This is a genomic window from Ktedonospora formicarum, from assembly GCF_016587355.1.
In the GTDB taxonomy this organism is placed as follows: Bacteria; Chloroflexota; Ktedonobacteria; order Ktedonobacterales; family Ktedonobacteraceae; genus Ktedonobacter; species Ktedonobacter formicarum.
The window spans coordinates 26,899-46,901 of sequence record NZ_BNJF01000006.1; the positions used below are offsets into that span (position 1 = coordinate 26,899).

14 protein-coding genes and 1 CRISPR repeat array (1 of these 15 running past the window's edge) are annotated in these 20,003 nt (G+C 46.4%); of the genes, 11 read left to right on the forward strand and 3 right to left on the reverse strand.

Annotated features, from left to right (window positions below):
- Window positions 1-1,008: 1,008 nt before the first annotated feature.
- Window positions 1,009-1,812: an HNH endonuclease gene (locus K3T82_RS38150; protein WP_220198754.1), complete on the reverse strand. Its 804-nt coding sequence runs from the start codon at window positions 1,810-1,812 to the stop codon at window positions 1,009-1,011.
- Window positions 1,813-2,236: 424 nt separating this feature from the next.
- Here K3T82_RS38150 and K3T82_RS38155 point away from each other — a divergent pair, with 424 nt between their 5' ends.
- Window positions 2,237-5,317 carry an AAA family ATPase gene (locus K3T82_RS38155; protein ID WP_220198755.1) on the forward strand — a complete coding sequence of 1,027 codons (3,081 nt, stop codon included), beginning with the start codon at window positions 2,237-2,239 and terminating at the stop codon, window positions 5,315-5,317.
- Entirely contained in the window at window positions 5,314-7,632 is a 2,319-nt protein-coding gene (locus tag K3T82_RS38160; RefSeq protein ID WP_220198756.1) for a hypothetical protein, read from the forward strand. The genes K3T82_RS38155 and K3T82_RS38160 overlap by 4 nt, the downstream gene beginning before the upstream one ends.
- A gap of 40 nt (window positions 7,633-7,672) precedes the next feature.
- Here K3T82_RS38160 and K3T82_RS38165 read toward each other — a convergent pair whose 3' ends face one another.
- Complete coding sequence (locus K3T82_RS38165) at window positions 7,673-9,517, reverse strand: DUF262 domain-containing protein (RefSeq protein ID WP_220198757.1); 1,845 nt, start codon at window positions 9,515-9,517, stop codon at window positions 7,673-7,675.
- A gap of 218 nt (window positions 9,518-9,735) precedes the next feature.
- Here K3T82_RS38165 and K3T82_RS38170 point away from each other — a divergent pair, with 218 nt between their 5' ends.
- The 9 genes from K3T82_RS38170 to K3T82_RS38210 all read left to right on the forward strand — a co-directional run bounded on the left by K3T82_RS38170 (window position 9,736) and on the right by K3T82_RS38210 (window position 16,225).
- Entirely contained in the window at window positions 9,736-10,272 is a 537-nt protein-coding gene (locus K3T82_RS38170) for a helix-turn-helix domain-containing protein (protein WP_268886718.1), read from the forward strand.
- Window positions 10,273-10,581: 309 nt separating this feature from the next.
- Window positions 10,582-11,931, forward strand: coding sequence for a cytochrome P450 (locus K3T82_RS38175; RefSeq protein WP_220198759.1), 1,350 nt, complete (start codon window positions 10,582-10,584; stop codon window positions 11,929-11,931).
- Window positions 11,932-12,117: 186 nt separating this feature from the next.
- A complete protein-coding gene (locus tag K3T82_RS38180) occupies window positions 12,118-12,498 on the forward strand; it encodes a hypothetical protein (protein WP_220198760.1) in 381 nt (126 codons plus the stop codon).
- 8 nt (window positions 12,499-12,506) lie between these two features.
- Window positions 12,507-13,055, forward strand: a complete 549-nt coding sequence (locus tag K3T82_RS38185; RefSeq protein ID WP_220198761.1) for a helix-turn-helix domain-containing protein — start codon at window positions 12,507-12,509, stop codon at window positions 13,053-13,055.
- Window positions 13,052-13,639, forward strand: a complete 588-nt coding sequence (locus tag K3T82_RS38190) for a transposase (protein WP_220198762.1) — start codon at window positions 13,052-13,054, stop codon at window positions 13,637-13,639. Before K3T82_RS38185 ends, K3T82_RS38190 begins: the two co-directional genes overlap by 4 nt.
- An 8-nt stretch (window positions 13,640-13,647) precedes the next feature.
- Window positions 13,648-13,971 carry a hypothetical protein gene (locus tag K3T82_RS38195; RefSeq protein ID WP_220198763.1) on the forward strand — a complete coding sequence of 108 codons (324 nt, stop codon included), beginning with the start codon at window positions 13,648-13,650 and terminating at the stop codon, window positions 13,969-13,971.
- 129 nt (window positions 13,972-14,100) lie between these two features.
- Window positions 14,101-14,553 carry a hypothetical protein gene (locus K3T82_RS38200; RefSeq protein ID WP_220198764.1) on the forward strand — a complete coding sequence of 151 codons (453 nt, stop codon included), beginning with the start codon at window positions 14,101-14,103 and terminating at the stop codon, window positions 14,551-14,553.
- Window positions 14,550-14,924, forward strand: coding sequence for a hypothetical protein (locus K3T82_RS38205; RefSeq protein WP_220198765.1), 375 nt, complete (start codon window positions 14,550-14,552; stop codon window positions 14,922-14,924). Before K3T82_RS38200 ends, K3T82_RS38205 begins: the two co-directional genes overlap by 4 nt.
- 728 nt (window positions 14,925-15,652) lie before the next feature.
- On the forward strand, window positions 15,653-16,225 hold the full coding sequence (locus K3T82_RS38210) for an SMI1/KNR4 family protein (RefSeq protein WP_220198766.1): 573 nt from the start codon (window positions 15,653-15,655) through the stop codon (window positions 16,223-16,225).
- A 316-nt stretch (window positions 16,226-16,541) separates the two neighbouring features.
- Here the strand turns inward: K3T82_RS38210 and K3T82_RS38215 are convergent, their stop codons facing one another.
- Window positions 16,542-18,875: a TIR domain-containing protein gene (locus K3T82_RS38215; RefSeq protein WP_220198767.1), complete on the reverse strand. Its 2,334-nt coding sequence runs from the start codon at window positions 18,873-18,875 to the stop codon at window positions 16,542-16,544.
- Between the two features lie 746 nt (window positions 18,876-19,621).
- Window positions 19,622-20,003: direct repeats of the CRISPR family, unit length 37 nt; unit sequence CTTGCAGTATCCTCAGTCGGATCGAAGCCCCTGCTAC; it runs 1,071 nt beyond the window's last position.

The window sequence follows — 20,003 nt, forward strand, 5'->3', positions numbered from 1 at the left end:
TTTGATCGAATTCAACGAGAACAAGCCTATTTTCCGTATCAAGAAGTTTACAGGTGCCTGGTTGCTTGGGAATATGAGCGATCTCGGATGAGCGTAAAGGAGACAATGGAGTCCATTCTAGTGACATCCAATGCTCATCTTGTGGTACTCCTTGGAATAGGAGTGCTGGATAACTTGGCTCCCAAGCTGGATTGATCTCTCCTTCAGGCAATTTGCCACCACGGAAACCGCTCGCTCCATTCCGCGACTTGATATAATGTGGATGAAAACGCCCATGATTGCATCGAGTTGATGAACCATATTCAAGGCGATAGCGCCAGAGAATGCTGCTTTCGAACGCTTCGCGTTTCTCAGTAGAAAGCGTGGCTGGGATTGAAGCAGCGGAACATGCAAAGTCGAGTCCTTCTGCATCTCTCCAAGCCCACAGAGAGGGAGCTGCTGTGTGTGGATCGTTAAAAGGCATCTGTTTGGGGTTATCTAATGTATTGCGGATTAAAGCTGTTAAGCGCTCTTGAAGGTTACGGCCCGTTTGCCCAATGTAAAATAGCTCGTCAATATTGATGGCTTTGATGCGATAGACGCCAGGCCCTGTAGGCAGTGTACAAATGTCAGGACTCTCAAAAGGGACCCAAGGGGTCCATTGTAGGCCACACCAACTTGAGTGAAGAAACGTCATAGCGCTTTTGCCAACCTCCCTGTTTGTTGATACTGCACTTGAATTACAGTAATAATGATTACTGCTCGTTTGGTGGTTATGTACTTGCGCTTGTGCACTAATATGAGTGTAGTAATTTTTGAGAGGGATAGTCGTTTAGGGTCTCGATAAAATCATCCAGTCAAAACGGCTACAATTTGAGTTCATATGTTAGTCTTTAAATTGCTTCAGGTAAGGGCAGATTCTAAACAAAGAATCCTCTCGCTATTGAGCCGATGGCGGAACACCAAGCTTTACAAGAGACGATACAGAATAGATGAAGAGGAGCTAACATCACATCGTTGTAGAGGGCTTTATTCGTCTTCTTCAACTTTCTGTTTTCTAGATACAACAATCGATTGTAATATTTCTGGCATCAGCGGCTTTTCCGGATTTCTGTGAAGCATCCTATGGCAGTTCGCACAGACAACAACCATCTCTTCTTGTGGATCTACCTCCTCCTGATTTTGATAGCTTGCGATAGGTTGAAGATGATGCGCTTCAATGTAGTCTTTTCCAAGCTCTCCGTAGGTTTCAGCAAAAGAAAAGCCGCATATTTGGCACCGCGTCCCATGAAGTTTGACAGCTTCGGTTCTCAATTTAGGGTTGCGTTCATAGGTGTTCACTAGCGTAGGCATAGTTTTCCCTGCTTGGTAAATCGTCTTTATATCCTCTTCTATGAGTAATGCCTCAATATCTTTCGTAACTATTTCCTCCAAAGAGAGGCTCTGTTTTTTAAGAATGAAGTGGGCAGGTTCTGAGCCTTCATGAGAAATATAGTTAAAACGCCCTTCGTATTTAAAGCCAGCGCCAGGGAATTCATCTTTATGGTGGCGGTAGAAGACAAGTAGTTCAAGCCCTTGCGTTTGGTGATGTATGATCAGTTTGTCTGTCCTTCCTGTTGGTTGACCATCCCAGTATAGCGTCTCACCTTCAAGTTTGTCGTGCAGTTGTGGTCTATCTTTGGGTTTTAGCTCAGTAATGAAAAGCCAGATGGAATCGTAACCAGATGGGCGAAATACTCCAGTGTTAATAGTTGCGTCTTTAATCTGAAATTGTCGTTGCAACTCTTTTCTTGTGTATATATTGCCGACGGTCAGATAGTCTGATGCAAACATAAAGCCTGGCTCCTGCTTTCTCTTGTTTCTTTCTGTTGATACTGGCTATGGTGAGTGAAGATTGATGCAATTGGCGATGAAGTGGAGATACCCTTAAGAGCATTTATAGCCTCTTATTAAGTAATGAGCATCATTATTGTACGCTATAGCTAACCAAGCTTCCACTTTCATGTTGAAGCCGAGCGTCATGTGCTTCTAAAAAGCGTACTATTTTTGTTGGTAACGTCCAAAAGTATAAATTGTTGAGTTTGATACCATTTTCCCTTGACAAGTAAGCTGATAGGTACCTACAATAATTGACATGCTTTGCATTTAAAGCGTTTTCTCTATATAAAAAATTTAGCTATCTCTTTTCATAGGTTGCTTGGTATAATTTCCCATCTCACACTATTTCATATTTTTTAGAATTGGAGCCTTGTACATAATGGCACTACTTGATGAACGGATTCGTCAGGAGCTTCTCGCGCTCTATCCAGAATTGCTTGCTGCTGGGGAACTGCGTGTTGGGGCTGACCTTCAGCGTTGTTATGATACCTTCCGTCATAAGTTTGGTCCTGAACAATTGCGTGCACTGGAAGGTGAGGAACTGTTACATGCCTTGCATGGTCCTAATAAAGATAGCCTTGCCTATTGGTTAGAGTTTAAAGATGATGCGGAGTTCCCTTCGGGGTTTGGCAGTATTGCTGGTGGAAGCTCATTTAAATTCGGTCTCTTCCTGAAGCGTGATACGGGAACCTGGATGACTGGATCCTCTCAAAACCAGGTGATATTGACTCGTAGACAGGCTATTGACAAAGCACTCCAGCAGCGTGATCAATTATTAGCTGGAGTTGCTCTTCTAGAGGGTATGCCAGCTCAGGGCACTGATGAAGACTATGAGTATCTTCAGCAAGAAATGGACCGTGTGGCTCCTGATGTGAGTAATGCGGCCTGGGCCCATAAATATTTTAGTTTGCTTTTTCCTGACAAATTGGACGATTATCATGTGCTGGAGTATCAGCGTTTTCACTTGATCAAGCTTTTACAAGCACCACCCTCTATTGAAGGACGCTACGCTGCTGGTGGTCGCTTTCTGGCGATTGCTCGTGAACTGGAAATGGCTGTGAATACGCTGACGCGCTTAACCAATCATAGAAATGGAGATCCTCATCGTTATTGGCGTCTTGGTACGAGGGGATGGAAAAGTGGCGAAAACATCTGGGAGCAGATGCGGGATGGTGATTATTGTGCCATCGGGTGGTCAGAGATTGGTGACCTATCTTCCTTGACATACGATGACGCTGGCCGGCAGGAGATTCGTGCGAAACTACAAGAGGCATATCCTGATAAACACGCCTCAGAGATTGGACGTATCAGTCGCCAATTCCTGGATTTTCGCTGGTCTATTACTCAAGGCGATCAGGTACTGGCCTCTGACGGAGCGACAGTGCTTGGTATAGGGCGGGTGACGGGTGACTATTTTTACGATGCTTCCAGCACATTCCCACATTGTCTGCCTGTTGAATGGCTCTCTCTGCAGCCCTGGAAGCAGCCTGATCAGGTTCCTGATATCGAGGGCAAATTGACCACAGTGTATCGAATGAAGCGTGTGCAGAATTTGATCGAGGCTGAGCGTCGGATTCTGGATGCCAGGCACGATCCTCTATTGCGTCAGAAGCGGGTTCAGACTCTCTCTGGGGACGTAGAACCTCTTTCTTCTGCATCTGATGATTTTGTATATGAGAGGCCTCTAGAATTGATGCGTTCCAATACAGACATAGATGAGGCTTCATCGCTAAGAGGATGGCGTGACTATGTTATCCAGGTGCTAGAGGATGCGGAGGAGCCGCTACGGTATGTAGATATTGCGACGAGAGCCATCGCGTTAGGTATGCAGACACGGGGAAAAACTCCTGATAAGACAGTTATTCGTGTGTTAGGAGAAAATCCTCATCTCTTTGAGAAGGTGGACAAAGGCGTCTATGGCTTGCGTGGGAAGCACTATGCTACCCAGGAAGTTGAGTTTGCTATTCCCCAGCAACGCGAAACATTCCATCAGGCGTTTGAACAAGACGGTGATGAGCAGTTTGATGATGATAAATTAGCGAGAGTCCCAGAACCCAGACTCTCCCGTTTAATCGCTGAGCTTCGTCGACATGTGTTGGTAGAAGAGTCATTGGTTCGACGCATCTATCATGCTCTCCTTAATGGTCATGTGATTCTGACTGGCCCTCCTGGAACTGGTAAGACCGAACTGGCTCGTCTGCTTCCAGAAATACTCTGGCGTAGCGAAGATGACACTGCTGAGAGGCAGAACGACGAAGCTACTTCGAGACAGTGGCAGACAGAAACTGCGTATACGACGACGCTGGTGACTGCAACTAGTGAATGGAGTACTCGCACCCTGATTAGTAGCATCGTTCCGGTGATTAGTGAAGCGAGATTAACCTATCGCACCCAGTACGGTCACCTAACCGAGGCCATTTTGCACAACTGGATGGCAGCGAAGGGAGCGCCTGCAACCTGGCATTTCTCAAAACGCAAGTATGTGCAGAACGGTTCCTCGAAATATAAAGGCCATTGGCTGATCATTGACGAGTTTAATCGCGCACCAATCGATAGCGCACTAGGTGAAGCTCTGACGGCATTGGGCAATGGTGAATCACTATTAGTGCCTATCGATGGAACCTCAGTACGTGTCCCACTTCCAAAGGATTTCCGTATCATTGGTACACTCAACAGCTTTGATCGTAACTATCTTAATCAGATAAGTGAGGCACTCAAGCGCCGCTTTGCTTTCATAGAGGTTCTGCCCCCTACGCGTGTGTATCGACTGCAAGAGCAAAGCATTGTGCTCTACAAGGCATTGTGCGACTTGATACATCTCAATTCTGAGTCCATCAAGTTCGAAGAGGATAGCACACTGACCTGGGCTAATGTTGTGATGATTGGGACAGATTCGGAGGGAAGCTATACCTGTGCCTGGGAGGGTGAGTCTACGTTCTATCAGGTCTTCACCGAGATCGCCTGGCCGCTGTTGGAGGTTCTGCGTGTCTACCGCCAGTTAGGAACTGCGCAGGTTATCTCTCTCGTACGCCAGATGCTTACGCCTGGTATATTGAATGGCTATACTACCTTTGATCAGTGGTTGCAGGCGTTAGATATTGCCCTCTGTGATGTTATTGCCGATCAACTCCAGGTCTTGTTACCAGATGAGTTGGATGTCTTGCTCTGGTATGTGCGTCTAGACGCGGATGCCTTCATCGAGCGCTATAATATGTTCTTGCTGGGCCTGGCTGGCAAGCCTCGGCGTCTTAATGCTCACCTGGAGGCCTTAAGCAATATTGTGGAGTCCGAACAAGGGCAGTTGCTGACAGATGAAGAGGTTGAAATCTTGCTGGGGTTGGATGAGCCAGCGGTCTCCGCCAATATTCTTCAGGTAGCCTTCCATCTGAATCACCCCGCCTTTAAGCTACCTCAGTTTGCGCGTCGCCTGCGTTCCTATAAAGCGGAGCGTGGTCTATGAGTCACCAAATACAACACTCACTGTCAGCGGCTACCCAGGAGCGTGGCTTGTGGCTTCAGCATTTGCAGCGCCGCGTCATGCAGCTTCTCTTACGCCATGACCAGAAGCTGTTTCAGGGGCAATTTCGCACCTTCTATGTGGGGAGTAGCCTCCCCACACTGCCGCTTCTACAGTTCTATGATCGTCATCTGAAATTACAGTTGTTTAGTGCGGATCTGTTAGATGATATTTTGCCTCGAGTGCGGACACAGTGGGGTTTGCAAACGAGCCAGCTTTCGCTCAATGAAGAAGCTCCTGTGCGGGGAGAGATCGACTGGGCACGCACAATAGCGCGAACGCTGAGTGAGTCACCAGACCAGCCGCCGCTACGCTTCGATACGCGTCTGCGCCAGCAGAGCATGCATATTCCCGAGAATGTGCTAGTCGTCGCCATTCTTCTACGTTTTCGTCAAATGGTTCAGGATACGTTGAGTGATGATCAGCGCGAGGAGACGCTTAGTAACCAGGAGCGCCAGCAACTTGTCAGTATCGATGAGCGGCTAGAGCGCGAATTGGCGACTCCTTATACACGTCCTCTGATAGAGGACGCTCGCACAGCTGATCTGGAGACTCTGATACCCCAGGTAAGTGCACAACTGCATCCAGGTGGTAATCCTTACAGAGATTTAATTGCCTGGTGGGAACACGTAAGTGCCCTCTACATAGGTGCTACAGGTAATGCGGCTGAGCAGCAGCGCCACCTGACCCTGCTCTCTAAACGTAGAGATGCGCAGATGACCCAGTGGCTGTATGAACTCTGGTTAGCCCTTGAATTCCTGACCTTCATTCAAGGGGCGCCAGAAGCCCATCTCAGCAACGTAATTGTGACGTGTGATCAATTGCGCTGGAGCTTTATCTGGGAGAAGCGTCGCTTCCATTTTTACTTCCAGCGCCAACTCTCATCCAGCAAGGATGCTTCACCATCTGCCTGGCAAAATATGCCCATGGTGCAGCCTAGCATCACTATCACGCGTGAAAATCCATTAAAGATAGAGCATAAAAACACACTCATCTGGCAGGAGCCACCTTTTGTCCTATCGGCAGTATTTCCAATACCTGAGCATGAAGAGCAACGCCTGGGAGAGGCTATCCAACGCCTATTAGGCCTGATGCAGGTGCAACGTGCGCCCCAGGGAGCTCTGTGCTGTCCTCTTGTGATAGAGCCAGAGCCAGGCCAGGATATCTCTGGTGTTGTAAAACCAGAGGAGAGCCAGTATGCGAATAGCGTGAGCACTCACATTTCGTTGACACTCTATAAGCTCGCACCTGATTTATCTCTCGATCACCTTCAAAAGCGCCTACATGCTATCCTCTTCCAGGCAGTAGTGTCTCTACCTGAGCGAGTTGCTCCTGCCTGCCATGGTTTTATGCTCGATGTCGATAGCATCAATGATAGCAATGATAGTCTGCAAGCGTTTGATACTGTCTGCCCTAAGCCTCATATAGGATCAGGCGTTTTTGATTTAGTACACAGTAAACATCATTGTGGCAGAGATCCCCGTGTCTGTCACATAGTTGGTCAAGTTGCTCTTCCACCTCGGGTTGCTCGGGTATTGAATATGGATGACCTGAAGTTGCAGATTGATAAACTTCGTGATTATGGTGCTGCATCTCTCCTCCAGATAAGTGATGTAGACCGTGAAAATGTAGCTGAACAATTGAGCAGTCAGATTCTGCATAGTGTTGGGAGCATGGTTGAGCAGTACTTTGAGAAGCATGGTGATGTGCAATCACAGGAAAAATATTTGCGCGAGGTTTTTGGTGATTATTGGAAGCATCATTTGCGCTCTCTAGCGGAAGAAACCAGACATATCCTTCTTAGCGGAGAATATGTCTGGGATGAATACGAGAAATCAGGGTTGAAGGATTGGGCTGCACCTGCTATTCAGTATTGTCGTGCGTTAGAACGAGAGATAAAACGTCGAATTTATGCACCTAAAAGATTTGACTATACAATCAAAGAAAAAAGTTGGACTCTTGGTACTCCAAAGCTTTTATATGAGTCTCGAGAAGGAAAAGGGAATAATCGTTTCAATTGGGACTTGATGGTTGAGGTGGCTACTCAATCAGGCGTGTTGCCCAAAGAATTTGAAGTGATTATGAAGAGGTTATATGATGAGCAAGTGTCCAATGCACGAAACGATTTAGCTCATGGCAAGCCAATAGATAAGCAAAGGGCAAGAAAACTGCGAGAAATAATTATAGGCCATAAAGGGAATGGTATTCTTTGTTGGATCGCTGAAAATCTTGATCCCGATAGAGAATATCATCCATAAGAGAGGGTGGCGAGATTTGAGCAAATCTCGCCACCCTCTCTTACTGTAATTCCTGATCAAAGCGGCTAGGGTTCCATATCTGTTCACATATGAGCTGATATAAGTGTTGGCGCTCATCAAGATCCTTTTTGGTGAAGGTCTCATATGGTCGGAAGGGGAGGCCGCTTTGTTCTATAAAGTGTAAGAAGGATGGGTTATTTTTGTAGCAGAGAGGGTGGAGCGATCTGGCCAGGAGATTTTGCCCGTAGTAGTGATCCAGTTTTTCGCTATACGGTTTATCCCCAAAGCTTTGATTGAATCCTCGCGGGAGTAAAAGCAGTCCACCGAAGCGACTGCGATGAATATCAAAATCTTCTTTATGAGAAAACTCTTCCTGGTGATAACTGTACTTGTTTGACCAGATGTGCTCTATCTCGAAGGGCTTTTTGATGGACTTTGAGGTGTAGGCGACAAAGCTTGATTCAATGCCGCATTGGGTCTCAATATAGTGGGTCATTCTCGCAAGTATATGGTGAACGTATCGTTTGCTCCAGAGGTTCGAGCGGAACCATGGCACCCCTTTGTCAAAGGAGTTTTCCATGGTCGTAACTTTCTGTTTCAGGAGCCTGACAAGCGAATGAATATCGAGCCCCCTCATCTCTTTCATGAGATTAAACATAGTATAGACAATAGAAGAGTAATCCATAGTGCGGAAGTTGACAGCACGCCTGGCAATGAGGATATCGAGGTAACCGGCGACGAGTCGTATCTTGCGTTGTGTGGTATCGGTATCTTCCTCTGGCCGTAGCGGAGCAAGGAGGAGTGGGTATTGAAGCGTAAAGTTATTGTGGGCATTGTAATAGATATATTCTAGCCCGGGGGTCAAGGTCTCGGCAGCCTGCCGTATACTAATATATTGACTCGAGAAGAATTGCATGTGCTTTGTCACAAAGCCATGAAAATCTTCTGCATTGCTTAATCCAATATCTCTGCTCTGATCGTGTACCCATTTGTGAAATGTAGTTCCAATAACATCAAAGTCCCCTGGATTCCCCCCTTTTTTATGCTCCCGAATAGAGGATGCGTATTGTGCGCGTAGCCAGGCCTTAAAAAAGTCGGCATTCTCTTCCTTTCCCGCCCGCGTGAGTTTGAGCATTTGCTCTTTCCAGCGATCATTCGCTTTTGCACGCTCCTGAGTGTCAGTAATATTGGCGAGAAGATAGCCTTTAAGCATATCAGTAGGGCTCAGGCTCAGGCCACGATCATTCATGGTTTCAAAGATGGTGTAGGCATCCTCGTCAGAGAAGGTCGTAATTTCAACCAGATCGACATTCTCCTTGAGCCAATCAATAAAGTAGGGGAGCACACCATTAGCCAGGGTGGGAGGGAAGAGTCTCTCGATATCGTCATAGCGGGCCAGGATGGTGCGAATGGATTCGGGCTCATTATTTGCGTCAAAACTGATTGCATGCTGGTTATACAGGGCTTCGATGCAAGTAGCACGTTCATCAATATCCAGATTAAAGGATTTCTTGCCGTACTTTTCCGAGAAAATAAGGTTGCTGATATCGACGTGTTCATTGTCAGGGCGATTCTGCTGGAGGTTATGCAGGTAGATCAAGAGGAGGGTGATTGAGGTAAGACGTTGTTGCCCATCGATAATAAATTTCTTGCCATCTCGATTACTCACGATGATTGAGCCTAAAAAGTAGTGCTTATACGTTTCCACGGCGCTACGGGCATGGCCTTCTTCGTAGTCATTGAGAAAATTGGCCTCTAAATCTTCAAGCAATTCTCTCACTTGTTTTGCTTCCCATTTGTATTCCCGTTGATAATAGTCAACGGTATATTTTTTATTGCTGAGAAGATCGGCGATGGACCTTGCATGAGCGTCTATCTTGTTCATTCGCGTACTTTGCTTCCTTCTAGAGCAAATAGCTGCAATATATGTCTAGGTGTTTATAGTATCACAATGGGGGGCGAGCAGTATACCATTGAATCGCCGGAACTTCTGCAGTTATAACGTTTAGACGATGAAGATAGGATAAACAATGTAAGGACTATTTAAAATTGGTCCTAAGAAGGTCTTTTTCAACAAAAGATACCGACAAATATACTATATCTATGGCCGATGAAATTCCTGATCTTCCAGGCTACGTCTCCACAAAGGAAGCTGCAAGGATGCTTGGCATCTCAGAGCGACGGATACGCCTGTATATTGAAATGAAACGTCTCCCAGCAGTTCGGGCCGCCGATGTTCTCATGATTCCTCTGGAGAATGTCAAAAGTTTTACCCGGAAGAATGCTGGTCGCCCACGTAAAAATACTCTTGCCTGGCGAATATCCTCTGCTGAAAACACTCAGTTTATGACCTCTATTTCTGTGCAGGTGAAGAGCCATCTGAGTGAAGAGCTGATGCATTGTATTGAAGAGATAAAGAATAGCGGGAAACACCTCTTTCCAGGGACGGTTGCCCGTTATATAGCGAAGAGCGACACCATCGCTGGGCAGATAGACATTGTGTTGATCTGGAGGAGCACTGTCATGCCAAACGAGGCTGAACGCGAACGGGCACTAGAAGCATTTCGACAAGCATTAGCTGATGTACTAGATTGGGATACTGCTCGGTATAACATTGGGAGCATATTGACGCACACGTGAGTTACAAGAGGTATGACCGAATCAACTCGTGTTGAAGGCATACAAAATTTCCTCTCGTATCAATCAGCGATGCAACTACCTTATGGAAGAGGAGCCATTTTCGTGTCAGAAATGTGCCAGCATTCACAAATTCTAAGAATGAGTAATTTGTGGGAACGAGGTTCCCAACGAAAACTTCTCAGCTAGAGTGGACAGACAATAATGAAGAAAACCTGTTACGACAGAGAAGTAATCCCCTAAACAGCATTCCTCTCGTTTTTGCAATGCAAACGATGTATATATTTACGACCCCTTGCAGGAGTGATATTTGTGGCCTTCACATCATCTCACCATACACCAATCCCTTGCCTTCCAGGATTGCCTTTGTTTGGGAACGTTTTTGCACTCCGCAATAAACGTTTGGAACTCTTACAGCGTATTAGCCATGAGTTTGGAGATATTGGAGCATTTCACTTTGGACCAAGCTTGGTTCCAGTTCTGAACTCTCCAGAGTTCATTCGCCAGGTTCTCGTCGATCAAAGCACGGTCTTTGAAAAGACTGCTACGGTGCGTGCTTTGGGAACACCGGTCCTTGGCAATAGCGTCTTTCTGAGCGAAGGGGAGGAGCATCGCCGACAACGCAGACTCCTTGCGCCTCATTTCCAGCATAGCCGTGTGGGGAACTATGCCGAGATTATGGTCGACTGCACTGAACGTTTGCAAGAAACGTGGAATGAAGGTGAAGTGATTGATCTTGCTGATGAGATGATGCGTCTGACGTTATGGATTATCAGTAAAGTTCTTTTTGATGCAGATATCTTTGGTGAAGAGCGTGAACTGGGTAAGGCTTTGACGTACACCTTCCGCCATTTCGCTTCTGCTGCGACTAACCCACTTCGCCTGCCTCAATCCTGGCCTACCCCTCAGAATCGACGTGCTCAGCAAGCGCTTGCTTATGTGAATGCAACTATCTATCGCAAGATAGAAGAGCGGCGCCAAGGCGATAATGATCGTGGGGACTTTCTCTCGAGCTTGCTTCGAGCACAGGATGAAGAGCACGCGGATGTACTAAGTAATCAGCAAGTTCGCAATGAGATCCTCTCCTTATTCGTTGCTGGCCACGAGACAGTGGCGACCGCCCTGACCTGGTGTTGGTATCTCCTCTCTCAGCATCCCGAGGTTTACACACGAATGAAATTGGAGGGCGATCGTGTCCTTGCTGGTCGCTTGCCAACGGTTACAGACTTGTCGAATTTACCTTATACGTTGCAAGTCTTTAAGGAAGCTCTGCGTCTCTATCCATCGGTCTATGCCTTTACCAGGGGATCCACTGCTCCTGTCCAACTTGGCGAGTATTACATTCCGAAAGGAACATCAGTCGTTATTAGTCCTTATACATTACACAGACGCGCAAAGTTTTTTCCTAACCCCGAACGTTTTAACCCTGACCGTTTTGCTCCTCAACAGGAGCATGAGCTCGTGCGTTACTCCTATCTTCCTTTCGGTGCGGGCCCTCATATCTGTCTTGGTATGCATTTCGCGCTCCTCGAAGGCCATCTGCTTCTTGCCACGTTGACGCAGCGCCTGAATTTTGAATTTGTTGGTTCTGAACCAGTAGAACCAGAGCCATTATTGACACTTCGACCAAAGGGAAAAATTTTGATGAGAGTACGGAGATAATCAGGCCATTCCAGCAATTGTTTGGTAAACAGCTGGCCGGGGGTTCGAATCCCTTTATCAGCATCAATGGCTAGCTGTTGGGAATGGAATACGATTATCCCTCATTGCCTATGTTTTAAAATTGCTACAATAGCATATACTACGGACTCTTTTTTCTTGTACTTTTATAATTTAGCAAGGCAGCAGATGAACGATTCATCGAGATTATACCAGGAAACCGAAAAGCTCCTTCAATGTTTACATGACCCGCAAGCGCGCTTACATGCCAGTGCTGACCTAGATTGGAGCTTGGAAAATGGCGACGTCTTTCAACTTGAGGAGGTCGGAACCATCGCTTCAAAGCTGCTGAAAATGGCCCTTGAGGAGACAGATAATGAAGCACGTGAGGACCTTTTCTCCTTGGTAGATACTGCCGAACAGTATAATCCTATCCGCGAATACCTTGATTATGAAACTCTGGCAGAGAGAATGACGTCATTCCCATCACTGCATGGGTTAGATTTCGCTATTAGCATCTTAGTGGTGCATCCACCAAGTAATGGTAAAATGGGAACATCTCAAAAGTGAGGTGTTCCATGCCAAAGATTTTACAAGTACGAGCGATGACTGACGAAGAAAGCAAGATGATAGAGCATTTGAGCCGTTCTAGAACAGCGCCAGCAAGGCAGGTAGAAAGAGCCAGGATAGTGCAATGGGCGAGCGAACAGCAGCGTGTTCCCCAGATCGCGACCCGGTTAGGAGTCGCGGAGAATACCGTGCGCAACTGGCTCCATCGCTTTAACGAGGCAGGATTACCTGGACTCTTCGATGAGGACCGAACCGGACGACCGCCAACATATAGTCCCCAGGAGGTCTCAGTCGTGGTGGCGACCGCTCTTACCAAGCCCGATGACCTCGGTTTGCCCTTTGGGCACTGGACCCTAGATCGGCTTGAGGTGTACCTCAATGAGGAAAAAGGGATCGCCATCAAGCGTAGCCGGATCAACGAAATCTTGCAGGCGGAAGGGCTGCGATGGCGCAAAGATGAGCATTGGTTTGGCGAACGGGTCGATCCCGACTTCGCCAAAAAAAGGGGCTCATTACCACCCTCTACACGGTTCCACCAAAGAGGAGCACCGTCGTGAATCTCGATGAAATGGGCCCTGAGTCGGCGAAAAGTTTTCTGGGGAAGAAACTGGTTCATGCTCATCCCGCTCCAGAGAAGGGCAAGCCCGCCGAGCGGGCCAGCCAGGAGATCGACTATGGACGCCGGGCCAAGGGGTATATCTTTGGTGCCTTTCAACCTGCCACTGGCGAGGCGTTGACGAGGCCCTACGACCGGCGAACGACGGAAAACTGGATCGATTTTCTCAACCTGGTTGAGCAGTGGGTTCCCCAAAGCGTCGAACGCATCTACGCGATCTTGGATAATCTGGCAATGCATCGGGCAACCGATGTTCTGCTGTTTGCTTTGCAGTATCCGCGTTGGGAATTCGTCTTCCAGCCGACCTATGCCGCTTACTTGAACCTGATTGAGCCCTGGTGGAAAACGCTGCGTTCCCTGGCGCTCAAAGGGCGGCGCTTCGAGACCTGGGAACAGGTCTGCGATGCTATTGATCGAGCGACAGTTTACTGGAACGCTCATCGTCATCCTTTCGTTTGGGGGCGAAGGCGGCGTCATCGCCCTCGTCGTTCATCTGGGATTGCCATCCCGGCCAATGTCCGTTAATTTGGTGGATGCACCACTTAGGTACTTCGCGCCAACTTGCTTATATCTCTTTATTGGAGACATTTCTTTCGCATGAGCGTCTGTCGATACGTCTTCTGACTATGGATGCGATCACTCAGATATGGCTGGAAGTCAGTGATAACGATCCTCATGTGAAGCAGCAGGTCAGTAGAGATGCCGCACGTCACCTCTGGTTTCTGGTTGGTAACCCAAAAAGACATACTGTCTCTGGAGAAGAAATGGAGCAACTCTTTCAGACCTACTGTGATGAGGTCATTCACAATTTGCGTGCATGGCTAGCCTTACAGGAGAAATCCTGGCATCCATTTTGACATCTATTGCGGATTTGCATTCAAGGCTAAAAGCGCTAAAAATTATTTAAGTTTGATACAATAACTATGCTATAATTAAAGCATAATATGCAATATTTTAAATGCAAAAAGATAATTGGAGTACCCTAAATGGGGGCAAAACGAAATAATTATCACGATCCATCGACAGAACTAATAACGATAAGGGAAAAGCTTAAAGCTTCACTTCAAAAAGAGAAAGAACACGAAAAAATTATAAACGATCTTCGTCAAAAAGAAGCTGAAGCAAAATCCATACTGGAAGAACGTAATGACTTATTTACAAAACTAAAGCTCAAAGAGCAAGAGATCGATTTTATGCGGAAGGCCCTTGAGCAAAGCAATATAAAATTAACAGAAAGAAAGAAAAATGGCCAAATACTGTCATTCTTTGGAGATATACTTATCCTAATATCAACAGTATTTACGGGGTGGGGAATTAATTTACTCACATCTACTCCATCTAATCCAATTGGATGGCTTATGTTAGCTGCTAGTATCGCCTTATTTATTTTAAATTCCCTTATGGCAAAAATACTTGCATTTGGGGGTACAAATTCATGAAAGATAGCAGTAAAAATTTAATCTCATCAGTTGGCGTGACAACTGCTATTGCTGGCGTAATAGCCATAATCCTCCTCACCATACAAATATTGAATGGTTTAGGGATAATCAATATTTATCCGATAGCAGACAATATTACACTCACAAGCGCATCGCTGCTTATTATCACGTCTTCTCTTTACAGTACAATAAGGACATTAGTATATTTTCTAAGGGCAACGCGCAAAAAATCGGAAATAAAAATATCAATAGATATTGAAGGGACGAAAATTTCACTTGAGTCAAATAATATTAAAGATGCTGAAGAGCTTTTGCGCCGTTATCGAGATTTGAACCCTCAAGCAGAGAAGATAGATAAAGAGAAAAAATAGTAATTTCAAATCATATGCTGAAAGCAAAACTTGGTATACTCGTTTCCGTATCACTTCCGCATCAAAATCCTGATCTACGCGATCAAGATAGGACTGCCCTTTAATGGCTAACGATAAAATAGTAGATCTTCTATGAGAAGAAGACGAGTTGAACATTGGGTATTCCCAATGGCAATGGGAATTTTTATTGGGCTAATATGGATTGTATTAGACATTTGAACGAAGAATCCAGTCAATAAACTTAATCCATTTAATATCGTTGTCCTATCAGTTGTTGTGGCTATAGGTTTATTCATCGCTAGATGGATAGTGGAACACGACAGCACAAAAGAGCAATAGGATATATTCGAGATTTGCCCAATACTTCCCATCAGAGATACAAAAGCGATCCCCAAACCGTCCCTAACAAGTCATAAAACACCACAAACCTAAAAATTAGTACAGCAAGTACAGCAATACACACAAACTTGCATAAGAACAAACCAATACACACAAACGCGAAGACTAGATTTAGAGCGCCAAGAGAACGATGACAAACAGTATCGCAAACAAGCTCCGTCGAATCCCTTCATCTGCATCAATGGCAAGCTATAGATTCACAACACATACAAAGCCTAAGAAATAAGGTATAATAGAACTGATCAATGTATGTCGAGTGGCAAGTGAAATGAAAGCCGTAACAGTAAGGCTTATTCCTTGCGCTCCTCATGTTACTCAAGAAGGTTGAAATGGATTCAGATCATCAATATGACGATCTCCTCACCCGTATTCGCGCTCATTGGCGACCATCTATCTTTCCTCCAGCTACAGAAGAACAGGTTCAAGAAACCGAGCGACAACTGGGCTTCCCATTACCACCGTTGCTGCGACTCCTCTACACAGAGATCGCCAATGGTGGTTTTGGCCCTGGTGAAGGTATTGTCGGAACACCAGGCGGCTTTCGCATGACCACTCCCTCATTATTCGACGGTCCCAAACTTGATATTGTGCAATCGTACCGGCGAGAGATTTCTGAAGCGCAAACACTTCTTCACTTGGAAGATTATGAAGAGATTCCATGTACATTGAACGTTTGGTACAACCTGGGCAATGTCTGGGAGGAGAGAGCGATCCAAAGTTATCATTATGAACTACCAGATCATGCTTGGCCTACATATATGCTTCCGCTCTGTTACCATGGTTGCACATGTTTTACCTCTATTGATGCAATCAGCGGTCGGCTCTTCAACGAGCGAAATGAATGTGTCGCAGCATCATTAGAAAAGTGGTTTGAAAATAGGCTAGCAGGTGCCCGCATGTAGTTGTTTTTACAACTGCAATATACTACAGCCATAACCTTACTTGTATAGCAAGCCATGCGGTGGAAATTTTGACATCCAATTTGGCATCTTAGAGGTTAGAACTATATAAAATCGACTCACCACCAATGGACAAAAATAAAACGTCGTTCCGCATTGCAAGCTAATGGAAGCGCTTCAGGAGAGTGGTTAATTTCTCGTATCGAGGACTTTCACTCTCCTTGATTCTGCTTCAAAAAAGCGAGGAGCAAAACTTCTATCATTGTTCCTCGTCTTTTTATGCCTCCTAATACACTAAGGCGATGTGCGATCAGTGTGGTCATGCCTCATTATTCTGCGATGCAAGGACATCACGAAGCAGACGATGCACAAATATATAGCTTCCTCCCACCTTGTGTAAAAGAAGCCTCTCAGTTGCTTCATCAAGAAATGCAATAAGATCCCATGGTAGCAGCCCGAGTCGCCAGAGGAAAAGGCGGAGTACGAAGTGTTGCAAAAAGGCAGCAAGCCCTGTACGCCCTCCCACTAGATCAAAGAACAGCCCGAATATCAGCCCTCCCCCCGATCCGAAGACGAGGCCAAAAACCAGTGCATAGATGAGATTTCCAATTGATGCTCCAAATAACCCAACCATCAACCCCCCAGCTAACCCAACGACCAGTACAAGGAACAGCATCGCAATCATACCGCGTCTTCCTGAGCGCCATATGCCTTCGTTCGGAGACAGTGAGGTTCTTTCGGGTAATTGGGTTGGTGATAATCCTCCAACAAGTCCTCCTACCGACCCCATAATACCTTCCACGATACACCCTAGTATGACTCCTGCGATTGGCCCTGCGACTACCCACCCAACGAATCCACCAACTAAGCCAAAGACCAGCCCTCCTAGAACTCCAACCAGAAGCCCTTTTTTGGCCGATGCTGGCGACCAGACGGTAATTTCTGCAGATTGGATCACCTGGTGGTATTTGTACACCAGACCGAAGACTAACCCACCAGCTATTCCTCCAACTATGCCCAAAATAAGGCCAAATGTAAGACCAAAGGTGAATCTTGCGAGCGTTTGAAAGATGAGCCCATAGATAGCACCAAAGGTGAGCCCAAAGACCGGTCCGAAGAGCAGGCCAAAGGCCAATCCATAGGTAAGAATCATACACCAGCGATACCTGGAACGGTATTTCTCTGGAAGCCATGTTGGCTGAAGTTCTTCCACTGCAAAGATTGTCTGTTGCTGATCATGTAACTGGGTTGCAAAGTAGGATAACCAGCGATGAACCTGCTCCTCAGTGCCATGTTGCAATTGTGTTCGCCGCTTTAACATATGCTTTACGTACTGCTTGAAGAGTGCGCGAGGATACCCTTCATGCGTCGCTGGGGTTGAGAGTTCGACCGAAGTTTCGCCATGGTAGGCTCGTGCGAAAATCGAAAGCATTAGCGGTCGGTGTGCTAACTCGAAGAGATCTTTATCCTCGCGTAGAACTTGACGGAGTGTCTCAAGTTGACCTGAGACGCTAGAAAGATAGGCTTCAACTTGCTCATCTGAGAAAGGCAGAAGGATGATGGCATACTGTAAGGGAAGTTGTACTGAGATTGCTTGATATTCCTCAGTGCGACAACAAATGATGAGAGAAATATGGTCTTGCTCTCTTTGTGCGTAGGATACAATTGCCTGAACGCAAGCCTCTCGAGCTGACTCTGCAACCTCGTCGAGACCATCGAGCAAAGGGAATATTTCATTGGCCTCCACCAACGCTCTCCCTATTTTTCCTGGCACCTGATACCGTATCTTCAGTTCTTCAATAAGCCACTCGGAGAGTGGAAGCCGTTGTCGTGTCCAGGAGGAAAGATTAAAAATCACTGGTATGCGGCGGTGCTCATCGGCTTCAGCACGATCTAGAAGAGTGCGCGTCAGATATAACAGCAGAGTGGTCTTTCCTGACCCTGGCTCGCCAAGAATGAGTAATTCCTCATCGGCTTCATCAAACACCTGGATAATATTTGTTCCTGGAGGTAATGGACGGGGTCCACGGTCTAGTTCTTGCACCATTAAACGCCAGGGGTTCTCTAGACCATATGGTTGCTTTTGTAAATGTAAATCAACCCAGGTTGCATGTTGAAGTGATTGCTCAAGTAAACCTTCAATCCAAATTGTACGCACTCGTTTGAGTAAGCGTTGCCGAGTTGTGAGTTGATCTGATGAGAGAGGTTTTGTGGATGCAGGCTGTGAGACGATACGCTGCTGAATCTCCTGTGCTATAGAGAGAAGTGTTGCATCCCGATTTGCTGAGGTCGCCACAGGTACTTCGTCTCGAGGCAAGCATTGTAAATGCGCAATGGTGGTTGATTTCCAATCACAAGGACGTATGAGGAGGGGAATGATAAGTAGTTGTCCAAGCTGGTGCCGTTTCAACGCCAATTGCATTTCGTTGCTCTGGTAATCATCGGAAGCAAAATAGTCTGCACTCAGGAGAAGAAGAAGGATATCTGCGGACTGCCAGGCGTTGTGACGTTCTGATCCTCTATCAGCACCAGGGGGGATGTGTTGCTCATGCCATTCTGTGAGTAAGCCCCTTTGAACGAGCAAATTGAGCCGCACCGAGAGTTGTTCGCGGAAGGTGTAATCTGCAGGTGCTGAAGAATAAACTAGCTTCATGAGCACTGTCCATTTCCTATATAAATGTAACAAATATGCCTTTTGTTCGCGAATCGAGTGTCAGAAGAGCACGGATTTAGGATTCAATTTGTGCGGTCTCGTTGAAACAGGAAGAAATGAAGGGTTTAGGGTCTCGCTAGACAATCGCATGAATGAGTAAATCTCTCTTTCTTGCAGTTTTTTCTATGTGACGAGCATGGGGGGCAATTTCTCTCCTTATTCGGTATGCGAATACTGAAATTATATGTTGGTATGCTTTTGTGTTACAAGCATATTCGCGCTTAGAGAGTAATGCATGAATTCATTCAACGTTTTGTTTGTATATCAACTAAAACCGGAGATGCCGCTACACATAGGTAAAGTGTATTGAAAGGCATGAGTTTTTGAAAAAGACCGTATCAGGCTTATTTAAAATTTTGCCAAGTTAGGATCATTTAGAAATAGCCATAGTGGGCCATATTTTGTTTTATTGGGAGAGATACTCTACGACTACTTCTGTCCTGGATCGAGTTGCTCTCTGTCGAGCCATTTCGATCCATAAGGAATTTTCAGCTGCAATTTGATTGCATCCCTGCTGCATGCCTTTACGTCCCGCATCCACTTTCAGGATTCTCAGTCGGATCGAAAGCCTTGCTACCGAGCAGCTCTAGACACCCATCACCCGCATTATGCCTTCCAGGATCCTGTACCGGATCGAAGGCACTGCTACGCGCTTCTATGCGACGTTCAAGTTTTACGTAGAAAACCTTCCAGTATCCTCAAGCGGATCGAAGCCCCTGCTACGCCGATCTGTACGCGCTGGTTGACTGTACTCCTCTCCACTTGCAGTATCCTCAGTCGGATCGAAGCCCCTGCTACTGCGCCACCTATGCCAGCCAAAGGTGCAGGCGAAGAAGCTTGCAGTATCCTCAGTCGGATCGAAGCCCCTGCTACAGGCGATTCAAAGCATTGTAGCGATTGGTTTCTTATTCTTGCAGTATCCTCAGTCGGATCGAAGCCCCTGCTACGCCAGGACGCGGGAGGGAGGGCTTCTGGATCACTGGCTCTTGCAGTATCCTCAGTCGGATCGAAGCCCCTGCTACTGAGGTGCCGGTCTTCGTGATCCCTTGTTTGGAGAGTCTTGCAGTA

Bases quoted from the DNA above. Each gene is read 5' to 3' on its own strand.
- K3T82_RS38150 (WP_220198754.1), bottom strand. From the start codon at position 1,812: ATGTTTGCATCAGACTATCTGACCGTCGGCAATATATACACAAGAAAA.
- K3T82_RS38155 (WP_220198755.1), top strand. From the start codon at position 2,237: ATGGCACTACTTGATGAACGGATTCGTCAGGAGCTTCTCGCGCTCTAT.
- K3T82_RS38160 (WP_220198756.1), top strand. From the start codon at position 5,314: ATGAGTCACCAAATACAACACTCACTGTCAGCGGCTACCCAGGAGCGT.
- K3T82_RS38165 (WP_220198757.1), bottom strand. From the start codon at position 9,517: ATGAACAAGATAGACGCTCATGCAAGGTCCATCGCCGATCTTCTCAGC.
- K3T82_RS38170 (WP_268886718.1), top strand. From the start codon at position 9,736: ATGGCCGATGAAATTCCTGATCTTCCAGGCTACGTCTCCACAAAGGAA.
- K3T82_RS38180 (WP_220198760.1), top strand. From the start codon at position 12,118: ATGAACGATTCATCGAGATTATACCAGGAAACCGAAAAGCTCCTTCAA.
- K3T82_RS38185 (WP_220198761.1), top strand. From the start codon at position 12,507: ATGCCAAAGATTTTACAAGTACGAGCGATGACTGACGAAGAAAGCAAG.
- K3T82_RS38195 (WP_220198763.1), top strand. From the start codon at position 13,648: ATGCACCACTTAGGTACTTCGCGCCAACTTGCTTATATCTCTTTATTG.
- K3T82_RS38200 (WP_220198764.1), top strand. From the start codon at position 14,101: ATGGGGGCAAAACGAAATAATTATCACGATCCATCGACAGAACTAATA.
- K3T82_RS38205 (WP_220198765.1), top strand. From the start codon at position 14,550: ATGAAAGATAGCAGTAAAAATTTAATCTCATCAGTTGGCGTGACAACT.
- K3T82_RS38210 (WP_220198766.1), top strand. From the start codon at position 15,653: ATGGATTCAGATCATCAATATGACGATCTCCTCACCCGTATTCGCGCT.
- K3T82_RS38215 (WP_220198767.1), bottom strand. From the start codon at position 18,875: ATGAAGCTAGTTTATTCTTCAGCACCTGCAGATTACACCTTCCGCGAA.